The sequence below is a fragment of the Amycolatopsis sp. NPDC088138 genome (genome assembly GCF_044741685.1).
Taxonomy (GTDB): domain Bacteria; phylum Actinomycetota; class Actinomycetes; order Mycobacteriales; family Pseudonocardiaceae; genus Amycolatopsis.
Genome location: NZ_JBIUTB010000006.1, coordinates 520,262 through 539,732, shown reverse-complemented (window position 1 = coordinate 539,732; position 19,471 = coordinate 520,262). Strand labels below are relative to the sequence as shown.

Genomic DNA, 19,471 nt, shown 5'->3' with positions numbered 1-19,471 from the left:
CCGGGCAGTCTCCCAGCCCGGCCACACGCCGCGCCCGGCAGGTACGTGCACGAGATGCAACTTTGCATGACGTGCAAGTTCCGCTACCGTGGTGGTGTGCCCCCACCTCCCGGCCTGCGTGAGCGCAAGAAGTACGAGACGCACCGCGCGCTGGCCGTCGCCGCCGTCGAACTCGTCGCCGAGCGCGGCCTCGACGACGTCACGGTGGAGGACATCGCGGCCGCGGCCGACGTGTCGGTCCGCACGTTCTTCAACTACTTCGCGTCCAAAGAGGACGCCGTGGTGATCGCCTTCCCGGACCACCTCGAACGCACCGAGCGCGCCGTCGAGCGGTTCCTCGCCCAGTCGCCCGAACTGTCCACAATGGACGCGCTGGTCGCCGTCATGCGCGAAGAGGTCGCCGACGTCGCGGAAAACCCGCGGGAGTGGCTGGCCCGGATGACCGCGATCAAGAAGAACCCGGCCCTGTTCCACCGCGCGGTGACCATGAACGCCCAGCAGGCCGAGCCGCTGACCGCGGCGATCGCCCGGCGCGCCGGGTGCGAGCAGGGCGACCTGTTTCCGTCGCTGCTGCTGGCCGTGGTCGGCGGCGCGATGAGCGCCGCGATGCTGCGGTGGCGCGAGCTGGACGGCAAGAACATCACGGTCACCGAGCTCTTCGACGAGGCCGTGGCGAGCGTCGCCGCCGGCCTGCCCGACCCGAAGCGGACCCGCTGACCGGTCCGCGTCCGACACCCAGGGGGGACACCCATGTCCATGACCGCCGACCCACCGGAGACGACGACGTCCGGCCCGATGAGCCGCCGGCAGGTGCTCGAAGCCATGTCCGGGCTGATGATGGGCATCTTCGTGGCCATCCTCGCCTCGACCGTGGTCGCCAACGCGCTGCCGCGGATCGTCAGCGAGCTGGGCGGCTCGCAGTCGTCCTACACCTGGGTGGTCACCACCGAGCTGCTGGCGATGACCGCCACCGTCCCGTTGTGGGGCAAGCTTTCCGACCTCTACAACAAGAAGCTGCTGATCCAGGTCTCGCTAGCACTGTTCGTGGTCGGCTCGCTCGTGGCCGGGTTCGCCGGCAACATCGAGGTGCTGATCGCCAGCCGGGTCGCCCAGGGCATCGGCGGCGGCGGGCTCACCGCGCTCGCGCAGGTGATCATGGCCGCCATCGTGTCCCCGCGTGAGCTGGGCAAGTTCTCCGGGATCTTCGGCGGCGTGTTCGCCGTCGGCACCGTCGCCGGCCCGCTGATCGGCGGTGTCCTGGTCGACACCTCGTGGCTCGGCTGGCGCTGGTGCTTCTTCCTCGGCGTGCCGTTCGCCGTCGCCGCGATCCTGTTGCTGCAGCGGACGTTGAAGCTGCCGACGGTGAAACGGGACGTCAAGGTCGACTACCTGGGCGCGTTCCTGATCATGGCCGGAGTGTCGACGCTGCTCGTCTGGTCGTCGCTGGCCGGGCACCAGTTCGCCTGGGGCTCCTGGCAGACCGCGGTGCTGGTGACCACCGGCCTGGTCGTGCTGGCGCTGGCCGTGCTGGTCGAGGCGAAGGTGCGCGAGCCGATCCTGCCGCTGGGCCTGTTCCGCAACCGCACGATCACCCTCACCACGGTGGCCAGCTTCCTGGTCGGCGTCGCGATGTTCGGCGGCACGGTGTTCCTGTCGCAGTACTTCCAGCTGGCGCTGGGCAAGTCGCCGACGGTGGCCGGGCTGATGAGCCTGCCGATGATCTTCGGCCTGCTCGTCTCCTCGACGGTGTCGGGCCAGCTGATCAGCCGGACCGGCAAGTGGAAGGCACACCTGATCCTCGGCGCGATCCTGCTGGCGGCCGGGCTCGGGCTGCTCGGCACGATCGACGCGCACACGAGCGTGCTCATGCTCAGCCTGTTCATGCTGGTGCTCGGCGTCGGCGTCGGCATGCTGATGCAGAACCTGGTGCTGGTGGCGCAGAACGACGTCCCGGCGCACGACCTCGGCGCGGCGACGTCCACGCTGTCGTTCTTCCGCAGCCTCGGCGGCTCGATCGGGGTGAGCGCGCTCGGCGCGGTGCTCGCCGACCGCGTCACCACCCTGATCACGGCGGGCCTCGGCCCGCTGCCGGGCGGCGGCAGCTCGGAGACGGTGCCGAACCTGGCGACGTTGCCGGAGCCGGTGGCGAGGGTGATCCGGGAGGCGTACGGCACGGCGACCAGCGACCTGTTCCTGATCGCGGCGCCGATCGCGTTGCTCGTGGTCGTCGCGGTGGCGTTCCTCAAGCACCTGCCGCTCAAGACGCAGAGCGGCCTGGAGCGGCTGGCGGACGAGGAGCCCGCGGTGCGCTAGCTTGCCCGAGTGGACTTCGAAAGCGTCGTCGAGCGCCACCGCCGGGAGATCCAGGTGCACTGCTACCGGATGCTCGGCTCGCTGAGCGACGCCGAAGACCTCACGCAGGAGACGTTCCTGCGGGCGTGGAAGAGCCGCGACGGGTTCGAAGGCCGCGCGAGCGTGCGCACCTGGCTCTACCGGATCGCGACGAACGCGTGCCTCGACACGCTCGCCCGCCGGCCGCGGCGGGTGCTGCCGGACCAGCTGGGCCCGTCCGGGGAACCGGGCGGGCCCCTCGCGGCGGCCGACCTGCCGTGGCTGGAGCCGTACCCGGACCGGCTGCTGGACACCGGCGCGCCGGACGCCCTGGTCGTCGAGCGCGAGACCATCGAGCTGGCGTTCCTCGCCGCCGTGCAGTACCTGCCGCCGCGGCAGCGGGCGGTGCTGATGCTGCGGGACGTGCTCGGCTGGCCGGCGAAGGAGACGGCGTCGGTGCTGGAAACGACCGTCGCGTCGGCCAACAGCGCGCTCCAGCGGGCCCGGACGACGCTGCGCGAGCGGCTGCCCGCGCGCCGGGCCGAGTGGTCCGCGGGTGATCCGACGGCCGAGGAAGCCGCGCTGCTCAAGCGGTTCATCACGGCGTACGAACAGGGTGACCCGAACGCGGTGGCGCGGCTGCTGCACGAGGACGCGCAGGCGGTCATGCCGCCGTACACGCTGTGGTTCGGCTCGCGCGACGCGATCACCGCGGCCCTGTCGCTCAGCCTGGACCCGGCCGCGCCGACGTGCGTCGGCCGGTTCCGGATGCTGCCGGTCCGCGCCAACCGCCAGCCCGCCGTCGCGACGTACCTGCGCCGCCCGGGCGAAGACGGCTACCGCTGGTTCGGCGTGACGCTGCTGACCGTCGAGCGCGGCCTGGTCGCGGCGATGGCGGCGTTCGAGGGCACGTCGCCGGCGCCGTGGGGCCTGCCGGAAACCTGGCCCGCGGAGGGCTTCCCCACGCCGTAGTGAGCCCGCTGGGAGAGCACGAACGCGGATCCCCGCGCGCGCTCCGGAAACCGTGGTGAATGGTGGGCCGGCAATGCGTCACCCACATCAGGCAAAGGAAATGCCCGGGTGGGTGATTCCCGCGGGAATCACCCACCCGGGCGCACACACATCCGGTATTCGTTTCTCCGGATTCGGTGTTTCGCTTTCAGGCCGCCGGGAAGAGGTCACCGGGCGGCGGTCAGGCCACTCGGTCCCGCTGGGGCGCCGTGCGCACCAGCTGCCGGCGTTCGACCGCGGTGTACCCGCCGAAAACGCCATGGTCCAGGCCGTTGTCGAGCGCGTAGCCGAGGCACTCGGCGCGTACCGGGCAGCGACCGCACACCGCCTTCGCGTGGGACGTCTGCCGGGCGCCCGGACCGACCTCGGAGATCGGGAAGAACAGTTCCGGGTCCTCGTCCTTGCAGGCCGCGAGTTCCGCCCAGCCCGTCATCGTGGCTTCCATTTCCTTCGTTCACCTCCCTAGCTCTCTTGTTTCCCATTGTCATGGCGCGTCAACCGACTTGACCGCCGCGGGCGCGCAAGCGTATCCGCGTGGTCTAGGGGGTTTTGGCGTCGGTCCCCGGCTCACCCTCCGGGCAACCAAGACTGCAACACGTGAGAGTACGCCTTTCTTCCGGGGATCTCGATGTCGATCACGTCACCCGATCGACGGCACCGGCCCCGGCGCGTCCCCTTGCACCCCCACGCCCGGGCCTCATCACCGGCGCCGGTTTCCCGCGCCGGCAACGACTTCCGGCCCGGCCGCGACAGACGCGCATCAGGACGCGCGGTCGCCGGCCGGTGACCGGAAGTCACCGTTCGCGGGTGCGTCTCCGGCTGGAGCCGGGACGCGCGGCCAGTTGCCCATGGCATCGGTCTCCGTTGCTCATCCCGACCGGGTACCCAAGATCGACGGGCTAACCCGTCACTCGCTGTGATCCGGATGGCGCACCGCATTACTCCTACCGTGTAGTCGTGATCGAATCGTTACACGTAGCGGTCACCTCACCGCACCTGTCCCTGTGGAGGCGAGGGGTGGTGAGACGGCCGTGTGCGGTCGAGACGAGTTCGACGCGTTCTTCCGCGCCGACTTCCCGCCACTCGTGGCGTTCCTGTGCAAGGCCGGGTTCGAGGTCGAAACCGCGCGTGACGTGGCCGCCGAGGCGATGCTGCACGCGCTGGAGGCGTGGCCGACCATCGAGGAACCGCGGGCCTGGGTGCGCCGCGTCGCCGGGCGGCTGCTCGACACGCCGGACCCCGAGGCGCGCGTGGACTGGGCACCGATCGCCGACCCGCGGGACGACGAGGAGCTGTCCGCGCTGGTGGAGCCGCACGGCGACCTCATCGAGCTGCTCGCGACGCTCCCCGGCCAGCAGCGGATGGTCCTGGCGTGGTCGCTCGACGGGTTCACCCCCGCGCAGATCGCGAAGGCGCTCCGGGTCGCCCCGGCGACCGTCCGCTCGAACCTCCGCCACGTACGGGAACGCCTCCGGCGTCACCGGGCCGCACCACCCGAAGACCAGCGGGACAGGGGAAGGTGAGCTGAAATGCCGGCAACCGAGTACGGGGATCGCGCGATCACCGAGCAGCTGCGGGAGTCGAACGCCGCGCTGCACGACTCGCTGCGCGGCGGCCTCGACGTGGAGGGCACCCTGCTGCGGGTCCGCGGCCGGGCGCTGGTCCGGGAGATAGCCGCGGCGCAGCCCGCCGCCGAGTTCCCGTCCCACTGGCGGCGGCACGACGAGCCGGTCGCCGACGCGATCGCCGGCGACGACGCCGCGACCGCCCGGCTGCTCGCGACGATCCGGCCGCTGGTGGTGCGCTACTGCCGGGCCCGCGTCGGGCGCAACGAGCGGTCCTTCGCCTCGGCCGACGACGTCGCCCAGGAGGTCTGCCTCGCGGTGCTGACGGCGCTGCCGTCCTACCGCGACCAGGGCCGCCCGTTCCTCGCCTTCGTCTACGGCATCGCCCAGCACAAGGTCGCCGACGCGCACCGCGCCGCGGCCCGCAACCGGACCGACCCGGTGGCCGAGGTCCCCGACGGCGTCGCCGAGACCGTCGGCCCGGAGCAGCGGGCGCTGCAGTTCGAGCTCAACGAGCGGCTCTCGCGGCTGATGGAGATCCTGCCCGAGAAGCAGCGCGAGATCGTCGTGCTGCGGGTGGTCGTGGGCCTGTCCGCGGAGGAGACGGCCGGCGTGGTCGGCTCGACGCCGGGCGCGGTCCGCGTCGCGCAGCACCGCGCGCTGGCCCGGCTGCGGCGCCTGCTGACCGGTGACGAAGAGTAGTCAGCGTCCGACCCGGTCCAGGACGAACTCCGCCAGTGCCGCCGCGGGCTCCTCCATCGACTCCCGCGCCAGCAGCATGAACTCGATGTCGCCGGGCTCGGGCAGGCCGTCGAGCTCGACGAGGTCGGCCGGGACCAGGCTGCGCGCGTGCAGCGTGACGCCGAGCCCGGCCGCCGCCGCGGCCCGCAGGCCGGTGAGGCTCGAGGTCTGGCAGGCGGCCCGCCACTCCAGGCCGGCGCGTTCGAGGCACTCGACGGCGAGCTGCCGGGTGATCGACGGCATCGGGTACTGCACCAGCGGCACCGGCTCCCCCGGCTCGAGCACGGTGGCCGCCGAACCGATCCACACCAGCGGTTCCCGCCACAGCAGCCGGCCGTGGTGCGCACCCGGGCGGCGTTTGCCGAGGACCAGGTCCAGCTGCCCGGCCCGCAGCCGCTGCGCGAGGACGTCCGACAGCTCGACGGTCAGCTCGACGTCGACCAGCGGGTGACTGCGGCGCAGCCGGTGCAGGATCTCCGGCAGCTCGCCCAGCGCGAAGTCCTCGGACACCCCGAACCGGACGCGGCCGCGCAGCCCGGCGCCGCGGAAGTGCCGTTGCGCGCGCTCTTCGGTGTCCACGATGGTCTGCGCGAACCCCACCATCGCCTGCCCGCGCGCGGTGAGCTCGACGGTGTGGGTGTCCCGGGCGAACAGCGTCCCGCCGGCGTCGCGCTCCAGCCGCCGGACGTGCTGGCTGACGGTCGGCTGGCCGACACCGAGCCGGCGCGCGGCCGCGGTGAAGCTGCGCGTCTCGGCGACGGCGAGGAAGGAACGGCACAGGCGCGGGTCCAGCACAGGTTCACTTTATCGCGATTCGCGATGACAGTCAGTCCGGTCATCGGGGTTCACAATGAGCGCGGGGCATCCGAGAATGGTCGTGGAAGGAGATCCATGTCCCGCTTGCGTCTCGACCCGTTCATCGTCGCCATCCTCGCCACCGTCGGCGTCGCCACGCTGCTGCCCGCCTCGGGCGCCGTGGCCGGTGGGTTCGGCACCGCCACGACGATCGCCGTCGGGCTGCTGTTCTTCCTCTACGGCGCCCGGCTGTCCACGCAGGAGGCCCTCGAAGGGCTGCGGCACTGGCGGCTGCACTCGGTCGTGCTCGCCTCGACGTTCGTGCTGTTCCCGCTGCTCGGCCTCGCCGTCACGCTGCTGCCCGCGTCCGTGCTGCCGGCCCAGCTCGCCGCCGGGGTGCTGTTCCTGTCCGTGCTGCCTTCGACGGTGCAGTCCTCGATCGCGTTCACCTCGATCGCGCGGGGCAACGTCGCGGCCGCGATCTGCAGCGCGTCGCTGTCCAACCTGGCCGGGATCGTGCTGACGCCGATCCTGGTGGCGCTGCTGCTGTCCGGTGACGGCGCCGGCGTCGACGGCTCGGCCGTGCTCGGGATCGTGCTGCAGCTGCTCGCGCCGTTCGTCGCGGGCCAGCTGGCGCGGCGCTGGATCGGCGCCTGGATCACCCGGAACTCCGCACCGCTCAAGCTGTTCGACCGCGGGTCGATCCTGCTGGTCGTCTACACGGCGTTCAGCGCGGGCATGACCGAGGGCATCTGGCACCGGCTCGACGTCGGCCACCTGCTGGTGCTGGCCGCGGTGTGCGTCGTGATGCTCGCGGCGGTGCTGGCGGCGACCGGCCGGGGCGCGAAGGTGCTCGGGTTCGCGCGCGCCGACCGGATCACCATCGTGTTCTGCGGGTCGAAGAAGAGCCTGGCCAGCGGCCTGCCGATGGCGACGGTGCTGTTCGGGCACGCGCAGGTCGGGCTGATCGTGCTGCCGCTCATGCTGTTCCACCAGCTGCAGCTGATCGTCTGCGCGACGATGGCGCGCCGCTACGCCCGCGACGCTTCGCCCGCCGACGAGCTGGTCGCCGCCTGAAGCTCCACTGTGGACGGTCCCGCTCAGCGGCAAACCCGTTGTGACACAGGTCATACCCGAATCCGGACTTTCCCCGCAATAGTGTCGATGTTCGTCGTGCGAGGGGGATCGTCATGGCCGGGGGGCTCTTTGTGCTGCCCGCGTCGTCTTCCCCCGAGCCCGTAAACCGGCACCGAGGGGATTTCCATGACAGGCAACCGGCTCCGAAGACGATCCGCCGCCACCGCCGTGACCGCGCTGGGTGTGCTCGCGCTGGCCGCGCCGCCGGCGCAGGCCGCCGAAACCACCGTTCCCTGCGACCCGGCCGCGCTGGTCTCGGCGGTCGGCGCGGCCAGTGCGTCCACGGAGGCGGACACGCTGACCCTGACGCCGGACTGCGTCTACACGCTCACGGCCGTGGCCGACACCCTGTGGGACGCGGGACTGCCGGCGGTCAAGGGAAAGCTCACCGTCCACGGCAACCACGCCACGATCCGGCGTGCGCCGGACGCGCCGCAGTTCCGGCTCATCGCGAACGACGGCGACCTGACGCTCACCGACCTCACCCTCACCGGCGGGCACGCGCCGGACGGCACCGGCGTCGACACCTACGGCGACGGGACCTCGGGTGAGGCCGGCGGCGCCATCCAGAGCTGGGGTCCGCTGACCATCACCGGCAGCGTGCTGACCGGCAACACCTCGGGGGCGGGCGCACCGGGCCCGGCCGGCACCGCGACCGTCCGCGCCGGGCGTGGCGGCGGTGGTGGTTTCGGCGGCGCGATCTCGTCGTACGGCTTCAGCGTGGTCCCGTTGACCATCACCGGCAGCACGATCACCGGCAACGCCACGGGTCCCGGCGGCGTCGGCGGTGACGGTGCCGGCACGGCCAGCGGCGGCCGGGGCGGCACCGGTGGTTTCGGCGGTGGTGTCGAGGTCATCCGGGGCACGAAGCTGGCGATCACCGACAGCTCCATCAGCGGCAACACCACCGGCGACGGCGGGCGCGGCGGGCGGGGCCCGGGCGGCGGCGGTTCCGGGGACGGCGGTGGCGGCGGGGTCGGCGCGGGGCTGTTCGCGTCGGTCGGGCAGGGTGCGCCGCTGCTGTACCCGGTGGTGACCGGTACGAAGATCACGGGCAACCACGCCGGCCGAGGCGGCGACGCCGGCACTCCGGGGACCGGCGGGTACCTGGGCTGGGCGGGGTACGGCGGCAGCGGTGGCGGGCTCAGTGTGTTCGACGACGTGCTCACGCTGGACGGCAGCAGTGTCAGCGACAACTCCGCGGGTGAACCCGGCGCGGGCTCCTTCCCTTCCCCCGCCACGGGCGGCGGCATCCACACGCTGGACAGCCAGGTGACGCTGGTAGGCGGAGCGGAGGTGACGGGCAACCACCCGGACAACTGCTACGAGGTAGCCGACGTCCCGGGCTGCGTGAACAACACAACCCGACGCACACCCACCACCCCAACCCGAGGCCAAGACGCCGAGCTGATCGCAGCGGCAAAGCACGCAGCAGCAACCCGCTAACCGCGGCAGCACAACTTTTCGGGCCCGGCCGGGCATCCCCGGCCGGGCCCGTTCAGGCATGTCTTGAACCGCCGGACGGGACACGCGTTGCGCACCGGGGGTCCGGGGGTCGCCCCCCGGGTAGATACGGCGGGCACCGGGAGCAAGCCCGAAGGCTTGCGAACAGCAAGACCCACCTCGTGGGGCGGGCGGGGCTCGAACCCGCGGCCAAGGGATTATGAGTCCCCTGCTCTAACCAACTGAGCTACCGCCCCCGGCCCCGGTTCACGGGGATTTGCTGATGCAAAGAAGACCCAGTTCGGTTCAAGTTATCACAGCGGCCATCCGGGCTGATCCGGTAGGCCAAACAGGTTGTCGTGGCTGCCGAACGGGGCACGCTCGTCTAGGTTGCAAGGACGTTGCCGCTGAACGGCCCCGGCGGAGGGTGACCCGATGGCCATTGCACTCCGGGCCGCGCCGTCCCGGGCCCTCCAGCTGGCACTGCTCGACGCCTTGATCGCCGGAGCCGGCCTCGGCTACCTCGCGCACCAGTACCGGGAGGCGCTCGTGGCGAACTCCGCGGCCATCGGCGTGGGCCTGCTGTTGCTGTTCGCCCTGGGCTACGGGGTCCGCGCGGCGGCGCGGGTCCTGCTGCGCGCCGGTTCGCGCGTCGACGCCATCTTCGCCGAGGAACTGCGAGACAAGCCGTCGCCACGGCCCAGGTGACCTGAAGTCGTTGCCGGGCAAGGGTTTCACGGCGGATTCCGTCGGCTTTGGGCTCAGCCGCCCGCCGGAGGAGTGGTCGGGCTCAAGGTAGCCGGCGGCGTCGTAGTAGTAGTCGGGGTCGGGGTCGGAGTATCCGAAGTCGTCGGCGTGGGTGTCGCCACCGGGGAACCGTATGCGGCGTAGGTGAACCAGATCTGGCCGAAGGTCTTCGGCGTCGTCTGGGAGAACATCGCGCGCACCTGGAACGTGGTCGGCGTGTAGGAGCCCAGCACCGTGTTGAGCGTGAACGCGTTGAAGGCGCTCGGCGTGTTGGGCGACACCACGACGGCGTCCGGGACCGTGCCGAGACCGTGTGAAACGGTGCAGAAACCGTTGCCGTCGGTCAGGCAGCTGGCCTGCGCGGCCTGGACGATCGGCGCCGGCGACGGGCCGACGGCCGCGGACGCGCCGGCGAAGACCACCACACCCGCGGTGACCACCGATGCCCCGGCCAGCGCGGCGAGCGCGATTCGTGCTTTGTTTCCCATGACGGGCCTCCCCTGGAGATCGACCCACCCAGGGTCGTTCCCACCGCGCGCCCTGTTACGGGTGCGCCAGCCAGCGGATGCCGTAGGCGTAGCCGAGCTGCGGGGCCACGAAGTCCTGCTTCACCTCGAACGTCCCGTCGAGGGGCAGCGCCGCGCCCGGCTGGGGCGGGTCGGCCAGGACCGACTGCGGGACCTTGTCCAGCCGCCACACCACGCGCGGCAGGCGGTCGGGGTGGAAGCGGACGCGGACCGTGAACGACTCGCACGTCACCAGGGGCACGAACGCGTACGACGAGCGGATCGGCAGGCCGTCGTCGACCTGGAACTCCAGGGCGTACGAGTGCTGCTCGCCCTTGTCCAGCGGGCGTGGCAGGTCGAGCAGCCAGCGGAAGTGCCGTTGCCCCTCGCGGATCGGCTCGCCCATCCGGACGCCGTACTGGACGCCGGCGGCGACGTGGCGCTCGGCGTCGCGGCCGTCTTCGGTGCGGGGCACGGTGAACTGCGCGGAAATCCGGCTCAGGCCGTCGCGGGTCGCGACGATCAGGCGTTCCTCGACCAGTTTCGGCGCCGGCTTGTCCAGCTGGACGACGGCCTTGAGCCGCCGGACGAACCAGCCCTTGTCCGGGTCCGGCTCGTCCGGGTCGCACTGCGTCTCCGCTTCGATCTCGGCGGCCAGCCTCGCGAAAGCGCGGTCGATGCGCCGGCGGGCCGTGCGCTCGGCGACGCGCAGCCGCCCCCTCAGCACCTCGACGCGGTCGCTCAGCTGCGGGTGCTGCGCGCCCGGCTCGATGCAGAGCGCGAACCGGACCGCCAGCTGGTCACCCTCGGGGAAGTCCTTGATCGCAGCCTCGACCGCGTCGCGCAGGACGCGCCGCGCCTCCCGGTCGTTCTTCGTGCGGTGCAGCTCGCACCAGGCGGACAGCAGCGGGCCGACGCGGCTCCGGAGGCCATCGGTCTCCAGGCCCCAGCCCCGCCGCAGCGCGGTCAGTTCGCGGCTCAGGCCGCCGTCATGTGACATCGGAAACCGATTGTGGCACGCGGACTTCCGCGCGATCGGTCGTATTCGCTGGACCGAACAGGTGATTCCCGGGTGGCCAGTTCCTGGCCAGTCGGCCCGGAACTCGGCCTGGCGACGGCCTTTTCCGCTCCTCCGGCTGGCCGACCATTTGCCCTGGTGGCGCATTCGGACGAGGCATCTGGAGGATCGATTGCCCGGCACCACGTACCCGACCGGACCGGCCGACGTCGCCGGGGTCCGGGAACTGGCCCGCGCCGGGCGGCTCGCCGGCTCGGCTTCGGCGGCGCCCGCCCGTGATCTGGCCCGGCTGCGCGGCGCGGTCTACACCGTGACCTGGCCGCTGGTGTTCGCGCGGATCACCAAGCCGCTGGAGCTGCAGCGGCGGCACCCGGACTGCCTGCGCGGGCTCGAGTGGATGCGGCCGGACTGCCTCGACGGCTTCCACGACGACGTCGAAGCCGTGGTGGAGCACGCGTTGCGGCGCGCGACGGACCCGATCGAGAACCTGGAGGGCTGGCTGGCCACCCGGCTCAACCCGGCGACCGTCGACGCGCACCGGAAGCGGCGCGGCGAAATCGGGGCGCTGCAACGGCCCCGGCTGCCGGGCTGGCTGGGCGACGCACTCGGGCGCGACCCGTGGCTCGGCGAACTCGCCGTCCAGATCCTGCTCTGGGCCGGCGTGCCGGCGACCGCGGGCGGCGAGCTGTGGCCACTGGCCGGCTGGGCCGCGCGCCGCGCCGAGGTCACCGGCGAGCCGGCCACCCACGACATGCGCGACACCCTCGACCGCGAGGTGCGGACGGTGCTGGCGGCCATGCGCACCCGGCCGAAGTGGTACACCGCCCACGTCGAACGCCCGCTCGGGCACAAGCGCGCGCCGGTCGCGCCGATGCCGGCCGAGAACTCGGCCGAGCTGTCGCCGCTGGAGCTGGTGCGCCCGCACGAAGTCGAGGACGCGCGGCTCACCGCGCTCGCCGAGCAGGCCCTGCGCGCGATCGAGGCCCGGCTGGGCCGCGGCCAGGACCCGGCGACGGCGGTGACCGCGGTGGTCCGGGTGGTGTTCGGCGCGGGCGCGCTCGAAGCGTTGCCGCACAGCGGATCCCCGCGTGACGACTGGCTGGCCACCGCACTGGCCGACGAGGCCCGGCTCGGCCGGATCGTGGCCACGGTGCTGGCCCTGCTCGCCCGCTGACCGTCCCGGCGCCAAGTTGCCGAAGGCCCGGCCACGCATGACACACGACCCGAGCCAGCCAGACCTTCGGCGGCCACGGTGCCGGCGCTGCTCACTCGCTGACCTCCCCGGCGCCAAATCCGTGAAGGCCACATCGAGGGACTCTGAGTCCCTCGATGTGGCCTTCACGGACCATCGAGCGGGTCGGGGGCCTGAGCGGCGTCGGCGGCCGAATTCAGGCGGGTGCCGAGGATCTCGGCCAGGATTTCCGGTGGGCAGCCCGCGTCGCGGGCCCGGGCGCCGGCGGCGGCCAGTTCGGCCACCAGCAGGTCTCGCAGGGACGAACGGGTGGCGTCGGCCAGTCTCACCCGATGCTCCTCTCCGCCGGCCCCGCCTTCACCTGACGGACACGCTCAGCGCCACCACGGTGGCGGGGGCGCCGGGAGCCGCAGCGGGCAGCACGTGTGGCGGCCCGCCCAGCAGTCGCCGAGCCAGCGGGTCAGCGCGACCGGGCCGAGGAGGCTGTCCTCCCACACCGGCCGCAGCTCGCCGGCCCGGCGCAGGACACGCTCGGCCGTGCGGCAGAAGCGGATGATCACGGCGACGGCGGCGTCGGCCCGGTCGGACGTCCAGTCGACCGCGGCCCCGGGCAGCCGGGCCGGGACGGCCAGGCCGGGCGCGACGGTGCAGTCCTTGGCCAGCTGCACGGCGAGGTCGAATTCGACCGCTTCGGCGCAGCGCTGTCGCGCCTGCCAGCCGGGCGACGCCGTGGCGGCGTGCAGGCCGGCCAGCCGCGCGGCGGCCAGCCCGTCCCACACCGTCAGGAGCACCGCTCGAGTGTCGGCCGGTGGCGCGTCGGCGAGCTCGTGGGTCGCGGCGCTGAGCCAGGAACACGGGTCCTGGACGAGACGATCAACGGTGATGGTCACGGCAGCCAGTTTTGCACCGGAAGCCTCGAAAAACAGCAAGATGATCATGGATGGCGGCAGGTCCACCCGGTCGGTGGCGCACCGTTGAGCGGCGGTGTCCCCCTTTTGAGCACTCTTCGTGACCGAATCGTCACAGGTGTGCGATCATGGGCGGCGCTCAGCGTCGAGCACGCCCTCCCGACCGTCCCGTGAAAGGGCCACCGCCGAGTGATCAAGATCAGCAAGAGCCGCGCCGGAGCCCGGCGCGTCACCTTCAGCCTGCCCATCGGCGCCCCGCCGGGGCGCGTGAGCGTCGTGGGTTCGTTCAACGACTGGACCCCCGGCCGCCACCACCTGCAGCCGCGGTCCAACGGCCGCCGCTCGACGTCGGTCGAGGTGGTGCCGGGCACCGTGCTCCAGTTCCGCTACCTCGGCGAGGACGGCCACTGGTTCGACGACCCGGACCTCCCGCACCGCGCGGACGGCAACTGCGTCTGCGCGACGGACTAGACGGACCGGGGCTTCAGGACCGGCGCCGCGGCTTCCCGCGCTTGGCCACCGCGCCACCGCGGCGCCCGGCGCCGGGCTTCGCGGACTTCCCGCCGGTGGGCTTGCGGGCCGGTGCCTTCCGCTCGGCGGGAGCCGGTGCCGCCGGCTGACGCCCGCGGGTGCTGTTCACCGTGCGGCCGCGGACGATGCCGATGAACTCCTCCATCAGGTCCGTCGTCTCGTCTTCCAGCCACGACAGCGCCACGCTCGACTGCGGCGCGTCCGCCACCGGCCGGTAGGTGAGGTCACGGCGGTGGTGCAGCCGGGCGAGCGACTGCGGGACGACCAGCACGCCGACGCCCGCGGCCACCAGCTCGATCGCGTCCGCCGTCGTGGCCGGCCGCTCCAAAGCGGGGCGACCCGGGAGCGAATCCCACTCGATCGTGTCATCGAGGGGACTCAGCACGACGTCGTCCGCCAGGTCCGCGACGGCCACTTCGTCGGCCGCGGCGACCATGTGGTCCTTGGGGACGACGACGACCGTCGTCTCGGTGTAGAGCGGGATCGCGTGCAGGCCGTCGCGGTCGATCGGCGAGCGCAGCAGGGCCGCTTCGGCGCCGCGCTCGCGCACGAGGGCGGTGGCGTCCGCGGCGGCCACGGGCACCAGCTGCAGCGGCACTTCCGGGACTCGCTCGGCCCAGGTCCGCACCCACTTGGCGGGCGTGGCTCCCGGGACGTACGCGAGCCGGAAGGATGCGGGAACGTCCGGGCCGGTCACCGGGTCAGGTTACCGGGCGGGCGCTGGCTACCCTGGTCGGCATGACGTCGCACAAGACCACCCAGACGATGAAGCCCGCGACCGCGGCGAAGAAGCTGGGTGTGTACCTCGAAGCCACGCCCCCGGAGTTCCAGGACGGCGTCGTGTCGCGCGACGAGCTGAACGCGCTGCAGACCGACCCGCCCGAGTGGCTGCGCGAGCTGCGCCGCACCGGGCCGCACCCGCGGCAGGTGGTCGCGGCGCGGCTGGGCGTGTCCATCGGCGGCCTCGCGCGCGGCGGCATCACCGGCGCGCTGACCACCGAGCAGATCGACGCGCTGAAGACGGAAGGCCCCGAGTGGCTGGAGCGCGAGCGCGCCATCCAGGCCGACGTGCGCAAGGAAACCGCGCGGGTCAAGGAAAACGTCAAGGAGCAGGCGAACTGACCGCGGACACCTCGGCCGAGCGGGCCGCGCGGCTCGACGCCGCCGACGAGCTGGCCCCGTTCCGGGCGCGGTTCGTGCCGATCGCCGACCCCGGCGTCGTCGCCTACCTCGACGGGAACTCCCTCGGCCGTCCGCTGCTCGCCACCGCGGAACGGCTGCAGGAGGTCGTCACCCAGGAGTGGGGTTCGCGGCTGATCCGGTCGTGGGACGAGCACTGGCTCGCGCTGCCGGAGCGGATCGGGGACCAGCTGGGCCGCGCCGCGCTCGGGGCCGCGCCGGGCCAGGCGATCGTCGCCGATTCGACGTCCGTCTGCCTCTACAAGACGATCCGGGCCGCCGTCGCGCTGCGGCCGGGGCGCGACGAGCTCGTCACGGACACCGCGAACTTCCCCACCGACCGGTTCCTTGTCGAAAGCATCGCCGGCGAGCTGGGCCTGACCGTGCGGTGGATCGACGCCGACCCGTGGGACGGCTTCGGGGCCGAGCAGGTCGCGGCCGTCACCGGCGAGCGCACCGCGGCGGTCGTGCTGTCCCATGTGGACTACCGGTCCGCCGCGATCGCCGACCTGGCCGGGATCACGCGGCTGGTGCACGAGCGCGGCGCGCTCGCCGTCTGGGACCTCTGCCACAGCGCCGGGTCCATCCCGGTCGAGCTGGACGCCGCCGAGGCCGACTTCGCGGTCGGCTGCACGTACAAGTTCCTCAACGCCGGCCCCGGCGCGCCCGCGTTCCTCTACGTCGCCGCCCGGCACCAGGACGCCTTCGGCCAGCCGATCACCGGCTGGATGGGCGCCGCCGACACGTTCGGCATGGCGGCACGCTACGAGCCAGCGCCGGGCATCCGCCGCGCCCTGTCCGGCACGCCGCCGGTGCTCGGCATGGTCGGCGTCCAGGAAGGCGTCGCGCTGCTGGCCGAAGCGGGGATCACGCGCGTGCGCGCCAAGGCCGTCGCGCTGGGCCGGTGGGTGCTCGACCTCGCCGACGCGTGGCTCGTCCCGCTCGGCTTCACGATCGCTTCGCCTCGTGAGGACGACCGCCGCGGCGGGCACGTCACCCTGCGGCACCCGGACGCCGAGCGGCTGTCGGCGCGGCTCATCGAGCACGGCGTGATCATCGACTTCCGGCGCCCCGACGGCATCCGGCTCGGGCTCAGCCCGCTGACCACCGGCTTCACCGAGGTCCGGGACGCGATGGCCCGGATCCGCGAGCTGGCCTGACCTCCGCCAGGTCCACCAAAAGTAGTAGCCGGGTATTTAGTAGCCATGTACTGTATCGGCCATGAGCAGGGAATCGAACGGGCCGACGCCGGGTTATCTCGTCTGGCGGCTGTCCATGAAGTGGCGGGTGGCCGTCGACCGCGCGCTGGCGCCGCTGGGGCTGACGCACGCCCAGTACGTGCTGATGGCGTCGCTGTACGGCCTCGACGGCACGGGCCGGCAGCCGAGCCAGCGTGAGCTCGCCGACCAGACCGGGCTCGAAGCGCTCTACGTCTCCAAGCTGGCCCGCTCGCTCGACGCCGACGGGCTCATCGAGCGCACCCGCGACCCCGCCGACACCCGGACCATCCGGCTGACGCTCACCGGCCACGGCCGCGAGATCGTGCGCCCGGCGATCAGCACGGTGAGCGCCCTGCTCGACCGGCTGCTGGCCCCGCTCGGCGGCCGCGAGGGCGAACGCACCGACGCGCTGGTCCGCGAGCTCACCCTCCTGCTCGACACCCCACTGGATCCCTCCTGAAGGAACGGCCATGCCCGAAACCCCCGTCCTCGATTCGGTCATCCACCACGAAGAGTCCGGCAGCGGCGCCCCGATCGTGTTCCTGCACGGCAACCCCGGGTCGTCGCACGGCTGGCGGAACGTCCTCCCCCACGTCGGCGCCGGGCGGCTGCTGGCCCCCGACCTGATCGGCATGGGCCGCTCGGGCAAGCCCGACGTCCCGTACGCCTTCGCCGACCACGCCCGCTACCTCGACGCCTGGTTCGACACGCTCGGCCTGGACGACGTCGTGCTCGTCGGGCACGACTGGGGCGGCGCGCTCGCGTTCGACTTCGCCGCGCGCCACCCGGGCCGCGTCCGCGGGCTGGCGTTCTTCGAGACGATCGTCAAGCCGATGGCCTGGGAAGACCTGTCACCGCAGGCGGCCGAACGGTCCCGGAAGATCCGCACGCCGGGTGTCGGCGAGGACCTGGTGCTGGAGCAGAACCTGTTCGTCCGGCAGGCGTTCACCGGCGGCGTGCGCACGCCGGTCGCCGACCTCGAGCCCTACCTGGCCCCGTTCCCGACGCCCGGAAGCCGCCGCCCGATCCTCGCCTGGGCCCGGCAGCTGCCACTCGGCGGCGACCCGGCCGGGCTCGTCACGCGCATCGAGGCCTACGACGCGTGGCTGGCGTCCAGCGAAAACGTCCCGAAGCTGCTGCTGACGTTCGAAGGCTCGCCGACCCTGCTCATTGGCGAAGCGATGACGAGGTGGTGCACGGAGAACGTCGCGGCGCTGGACGTCGTCGCGTGCGGCGAAGCCGGGCACCACGCCCAGGAAGATCGCCCGAAGGAGATCGCCACCGAGCTCTCGGCCTGGGCGGACGGCCACGGGCTGCGGTAATACTGTCGATCAAGGACGGACGCCGCGCGAAGGGGACACCTGATGGCCACCACTGTGGCGGAACAGCTCGTCGAAGTCCTGTACGCGGCGGGCGTGCGCCGGATCTACGGCCTCGTCGGCGACAGCCTCAACCCGATCGCGGACGCCGTCCGGCGGCACCCGGACTTCGACTGGGTGCACACCCACAACGAGGAGGGCGCAGCCTTCGCGGCGTCCGCCGAGGCCCAGGTCACCGGGCGGCTCGCGGTCTGCGCCGGCAGCTGCGGGCCCGGCAACACCCACCTCATCCAGGGTCTCTACGACGCCCACCGCAGCGGCGCGCCGGTGCTCGCGCTGGCGTCGCACATCCCGTCGAACCAGATCGGCACCGGCTACTTCCAGGAGACCCACCCGGAGCGGGTGTTCGACGACTGCAGCCACTTCGCCGAGATGGTCAACGGCGCCGCGCAGATGCCACGGCTGCTGCGGATCGCCATGCAGACGGCGGTCGGCAAGCACGGCGTGTCCGTGCTGGTGATCCCGGGTGACATCGGCGCCCGGCCGATCGCGCACGAGACCGGGACGAGCCCGCTCGCCTACCGCACACCGATCGAGGAGCCGGCCGCCGACGACGTCCGCGAGCTCGCCGAGCTGATCAACCGGGCCGGGAGCGTCGCGCTGTTCGCGGGCGCCGGGGTCCGGGACGCGCGGGCGGAGGTGCTGGCGCTGGCCGAGAAGGTCAACGCGCCGATGGGGCACTCGCTCGGCGGCAAGGAGTGGATCCAGTACGACAACCCGTACGACGTCGGCATGAGTGGGCTGCTCGGCTACGGCGCCTGCTACGAGGCGACGCAGGAAGCGGACCTGCTTCTGTTGCTGGGCACGGACTTCCCGTACGACAGCTTCCTGCCGGGCCGCCGCACGGTGCAGATCGACCGTGACGCGGCACGGCTGGGCCGGCGCACGCCGCTGGAGCTGGGTGTCACCGGCGACGTCGGGGCGACGCTGCGCGCGGTGCTGCCGCTGCTGGAACCCAAGACCGACCGCGGGTTCCTGGACAAGATGCTGCGGCGGCACGCGAAGGCGCTCGAAAACGTCGTCTCCGCCTACACCAAGGACATCGCGAAGCTGCGGCCGGTCCACCCGGAGTACCTCGCCGCGCAGCTCGACGACATCGCGGGCGACGACACGATCTTCACCGTCGACACCGGCATGTGCAACGTGTGGGCCGCCCGGTACCTCACGCCGGGGCCGGGGCGCCGGGTGCTCGGGTCGTTCCGGCACGGCTCGATGGCCAACGCGCTGCCGATGGCGATCGGCGCCCAGACCGCGGCGCCGGGCCGCCAGGTGGTCTCGCTGTCCGGCGACGGCGGGCTGTCGATGCTGCTGGGCGAGCTGCTGACGGTCCGCGAGCAGAACCTGCCGCTCAAGGTGGTCGTGTTCAACAACGGCTCGCTCGGCATGATCCGGCTCGAGATGATGGTCGCGGGCTACCCGTTCTACGAGACCGACCACGGCACGGCGGACTACGCGGCGATCGCGGCGGCGTGCGGCCTGGAGTCGGTGGCGGTGGACGACCCGGCTGACGTCCGACCGGCGCTGGAGCGGGCGCTGGCGTCGCCGGGCCCGTTCCTGGTGGACGTCCGGACCGATCCGAACGCGCTTTCGCTGCCGCCGCACATCACGGGTGAGCAGGTGCGGGGGTTCGCGCTGGCCTCGACCCGCACGGTGCTGCAGGGCGGCGTCGGGCGGATGCTGGAGCTGGCGCGGAGCAACCTGCGCAACATCCCGCGACCCTGACGGTCGATTGCCGTGAAGGGCACCTTCAGGGCTTATTTGTCCCTGA

The 19,471-nt window shown here is 72.5% G+C and carries 22 protein-coding genes and 1 tRNA gene; 15 read left to right on the top strand and 8 right to left on the bottom strand.

Annotated features, from left to right (window positions below; genetic code table 11):
• The first annotated feature begins 96 nt into the window (after positions 1-96).
• The 3 genes from ACIOD2_RS34410 to ACIOD2_RS34400 all read left to right on the top strand — a co-directional run bounded on the left by ACIOD2_RS34410 (position 97) and on the right by ACIOD2_RS34400 (position 3,303).
• Positions 97-717, top strand: coding sequence for a TetR/AcrR family transcriptional regulator (locus ACIOD2_RS34410; protein WP_400547712.1), 621 nt, complete (start codon positions 97-99; stop codon positions 715-717).
• 78 nt (positions 718-795) lie between these two features.
• The gene (locus ACIOD2_RS34405) at positions 796-2,313 is read left to right on the top strand and encodes an MDR family MFS transporter (RefSeq protein ID WP_400548888.1); all 1,518 of its coding nucleotides are present in this window, start codon (positions 796-798) and stop codon (positions 2,311-2,313) included.
• Between the two features lie 9 nt (positions 2,314-2,322).
• Complete coding sequence (locus ACIOD2_RS34400) at positions 2,323-3,303, top strand: RNA polymerase subunit sigma-70 (protein ID WP_400547709.1); 981 nt, start codon at positions 2,323-2,325, stop codon at positions 3,301-3,303.
• A gap of 220 nt (positions 3,304-3,523) precedes the next feature.
• Here the strand turns inward: ACIOD2_RS34400 and ACIOD2_RS34395 are convergent, their stop codons facing one another.
• A complete protein-coding gene (locus ACIOD2_RS34395) occupies positions 3,524-3,787 on the bottom strand; it encodes a WhiB family transcriptional regulator (RefSeq protein ID WP_323331510.1) in 264 nt (87 codons plus the stop codon).
• A 586-nt stretch (positions 3,788-4,373) separates the two neighbouring features.
• Between ACIOD2_RS34395 and ACIOD2_RS34390 the strand changes: the two genes are divergently transcribed.
• Positions 4,374-4,865: an RNA polymerase sigma factor gene (locus ACIOD2_RS34390; protein WP_400547705.1), complete on the top strand. Its 492-nt coding sequence runs from the start codon at positions 4,374-4,376 to the stop codon at positions 4,863-4,865.
• A gap of 147 nt (positions 4,866-5,012) precedes the next feature.
• A complete protein-coding gene (gene shbA / locus ACIOD2_RS34385; RefSeq protein WP_400548885.1) occupies positions 5,013-5,609 on the top strand; it encodes an RNA polymerase sigma factor ShbA in 597 nt (198 codons plus the stop codon).
• Here shbA and ACIOD2_RS34380 read toward each other — a convergent pair whose 3' ends face one another.
• Positions 5,610-6,443: a LysR family transcriptional regulator gene (locus ACIOD2_RS34380; protein ID WP_392762731.1), complete on the bottom strand. Its 834-nt coding sequence runs from the start codon at positions 6,441-6,443 to the stop codon at positions 5,610-5,612. It abuts the gene before it with no gap.
• Positions 6,444-6,539: 96 nt separating this feature from the next.
• Between ACIOD2_RS34380 and ACIOD2_RS34375 the strand changes: the two genes are divergently transcribed.
• Together ACIOD2_RS34375 and ACIOD2_RS34370 are read left to right on the top strand one after the other, a co-directional pair.
• Positions 6,540-7,520 (top strand): bile acid:sodium symporter family protein, encoded by a 981-nt coding sequence (locus ACIOD2_RS34375; protein WP_400547701.1) that lies wholly within the window; start codon positions 6,540-6,542, stop codon positions 7,518-7,520.
• 186 nt (positions 7,521-7,706) lie between these two features.
• Positions 7,707-9,026: a hypothetical protein gene (locus ACIOD2_RS34370; protein WP_400547698.1), complete on the top strand. Its 1,320-nt coding sequence runs from the start codon at positions 7,707-7,709 to the stop codon at positions 9,024-9,026.
• Positions 9,027-9,206: 180 nt separating this feature from the next.
• On the opposite strand, the gene ACIOD2_RS34365 is transcribed toward ACIOD2_RS34370, so the two are convergent.
• Positions 9,207-9,280, bottom strand: a tRNA-Ile gene (locus ACIOD2_RS34365).
• A gap of 178 nt (positions 9,281-9,458) precedes the next feature.
• Here ACIOD2_RS34365 and ACIOD2_RS34360 point away from each other — a divergent pair.
• Positions 9,459-9,731 (top strand): hypothetical protein, encoded by a 273-nt coding sequence (locus tag ACIOD2_RS34360; protein WP_400547695.1) that lies wholly within the window; start codon positions 9,459-9,461, stop codon positions 9,729-9,731.
• 53 nt (positions 9,732-9,784) lie between these two features.
• Here the strand turns inward: ACIOD2_RS34360 and ACIOD2_RS34355 are convergent, their stop codons facing one another.
• Both ACIOD2_RS34355 and ACIOD2_RS34350 read right to left on the bottom strand, forming a co-directional pair.
• Complete coding sequence (locus tag ACIOD2_RS34355; protein WP_400547692.1) at positions 9,785-10,258, bottom strand: hypothetical protein; 474 nt, start codon at positions 10,256-10,258, stop codon at positions 9,785-9,787.
• A 55-nt stretch (positions 10,259-10,313) separates the two neighbouring features.
• Positions 10,314-11,276, bottom strand: a complete 963-nt coding sequence (locus ACIOD2_RS34350) for a hypothetical protein (RefSeq protein WP_400547689.1) — start codon at positions 11,274-11,276, stop codon at positions 10,314-10,316.
• A gap of 190 nt (positions 11,277-11,466) precedes the next feature.
• On the opposite strand from ACIOD2_RS34350, the gene ACIOD2_RS34345 reads away from it, so the two are divergent.
• Positions 11,467-12,468, top strand: coding sequence for a hypothetical protein (locus ACIOD2_RS34345; RefSeq protein ID WP_400547686.1), 1,002 nt, complete (start codon positions 11,467-11,469; stop codon positions 12,466-12,468).
• 164 nt (positions 12,469-12,632) lie between these two features.
• Here ACIOD2_RS34345 and ACIOD2_RS34340 read toward each other — a convergent pair whose 3' ends face one another.
• The gene (locus ACIOD2_RS34340) at positions 12,633-12,815 is read right to left on the bottom strand and encodes a hypothetical protein (RefSeq protein WP_400547683.1); all 183 of its coding nucleotides are present in this window, start codon (positions 12,813-12,815) and stop codon (positions 12,633-12,635) included.
• Positions 12,816-12,860: 45 nt separating this feature from the next.
• Entirely contained in the window at positions 12,861-13,376 is a 516-nt protein-coding gene (locus ACIOD2_RS34335; protein ID WP_400547680.1) for a hypothetical protein, read from the bottom strand.
• A 207-nt stretch (positions 13,377-13,583) separates the two neighbouring features.
• On the opposite strand from ACIOD2_RS34335, the gene ACIOD2_RS34330 reads away from it, so the two are divergent.
• The gene (locus ACIOD2_RS34330) at positions 13,584-13,865 is read left to right on the top strand and encodes an isoamylase (protein ID WP_323331519.1); all 282 of its coding nucleotides are present in this window, start codon (positions 13,584-13,586) and stop codon (positions 13,863-13,865) included.
• Positions 13,866-13,878: 13 nt separating this feature from the next.
• Here the strand turns inward: ACIOD2_RS34330 and ACIOD2_RS34325 are convergent, their stop codons facing one another.
• On the bottom strand, positions 13,879-14,622 hold the full coding sequence (locus ACIOD2_RS34325) for a LysR substrate-binding domain-containing protein (protein WP_400547676.1): 744 nt from the start codon (positions 14,620-14,622) through the stop codon (positions 13,879-13,881).
• A 41-nt stretch (positions 14,623-14,663) separates the two neighbouring features.
• On the opposite strand from ACIOD2_RS34325, the gene ACIOD2_RS34320 reads away from it, so the two are divergent.
• The 5 genes from ACIOD2_RS34320 (at position 14,664) to ACIOD2_RS34300 (ending at position 19,425) form a co-directional block, all read left to right on the top strand.
• Complete coding sequence (locus ACIOD2_RS34320) at positions 14,664-15,047, top strand: DUF5997 family protein (protein ID WP_400547673.1); 384 nt, start codon at positions 14,664-14,666, stop codon at positions 15,045-15,047.
• On the top strand, positions 15,044-16,264 hold the full coding sequence (locus ACIOD2_RS34315) for a kynureninase (RefSeq protein ID WP_400548882.1): 1,221 nt from the start codon (positions 15,044-15,046) through the stop codon (positions 16,262-16,264). Before ACIOD2_RS34320 ends, ACIOD2_RS34315 begins: the two co-directional genes overlap by 4 nt.
• A 61-nt stretch (positions 16,265-16,325) precedes the next feature.
• The gene (locus ACIOD2_RS34310) at positions 16,326-16,784 is read left to right on the top strand and encodes a MarR family winged helix-turn-helix transcriptional regulator (protein WP_400547670.1); all 459 of its coding nucleotides are present in this window, start codon (positions 16,326-16,328) and stop codon (positions 16,782-16,784) included.
• Between the two features lie 10 nt (positions 16,785-16,794).
• Positions 16,795-17,646, top strand: a complete 852-nt coding sequence (locus tag ACIOD2_RS34305) for a haloalkane dehalogenase (protein ID WP_400547667.1) — start codon at positions 16,795-16,797, stop codon at positions 17,644-17,646.
• Positions 17,647-17,688: 42 nt separating this feature from the next.
• Positions 17,689-19,425 carry a pyruvate dehydrogenase gene (locus ACIOD2_RS34300; protein ID WP_400547664.1) on the top strand — a complete coding sequence of 579 codons (1,737 nt, stop codon included), beginning with the start codon at positions 17,689-17,691 and terminating at the stop codon, positions 19,423-19,425.
• The last annotated feature ends 46 nt before the right edge of the window (positions 19,426-19,471 follow it).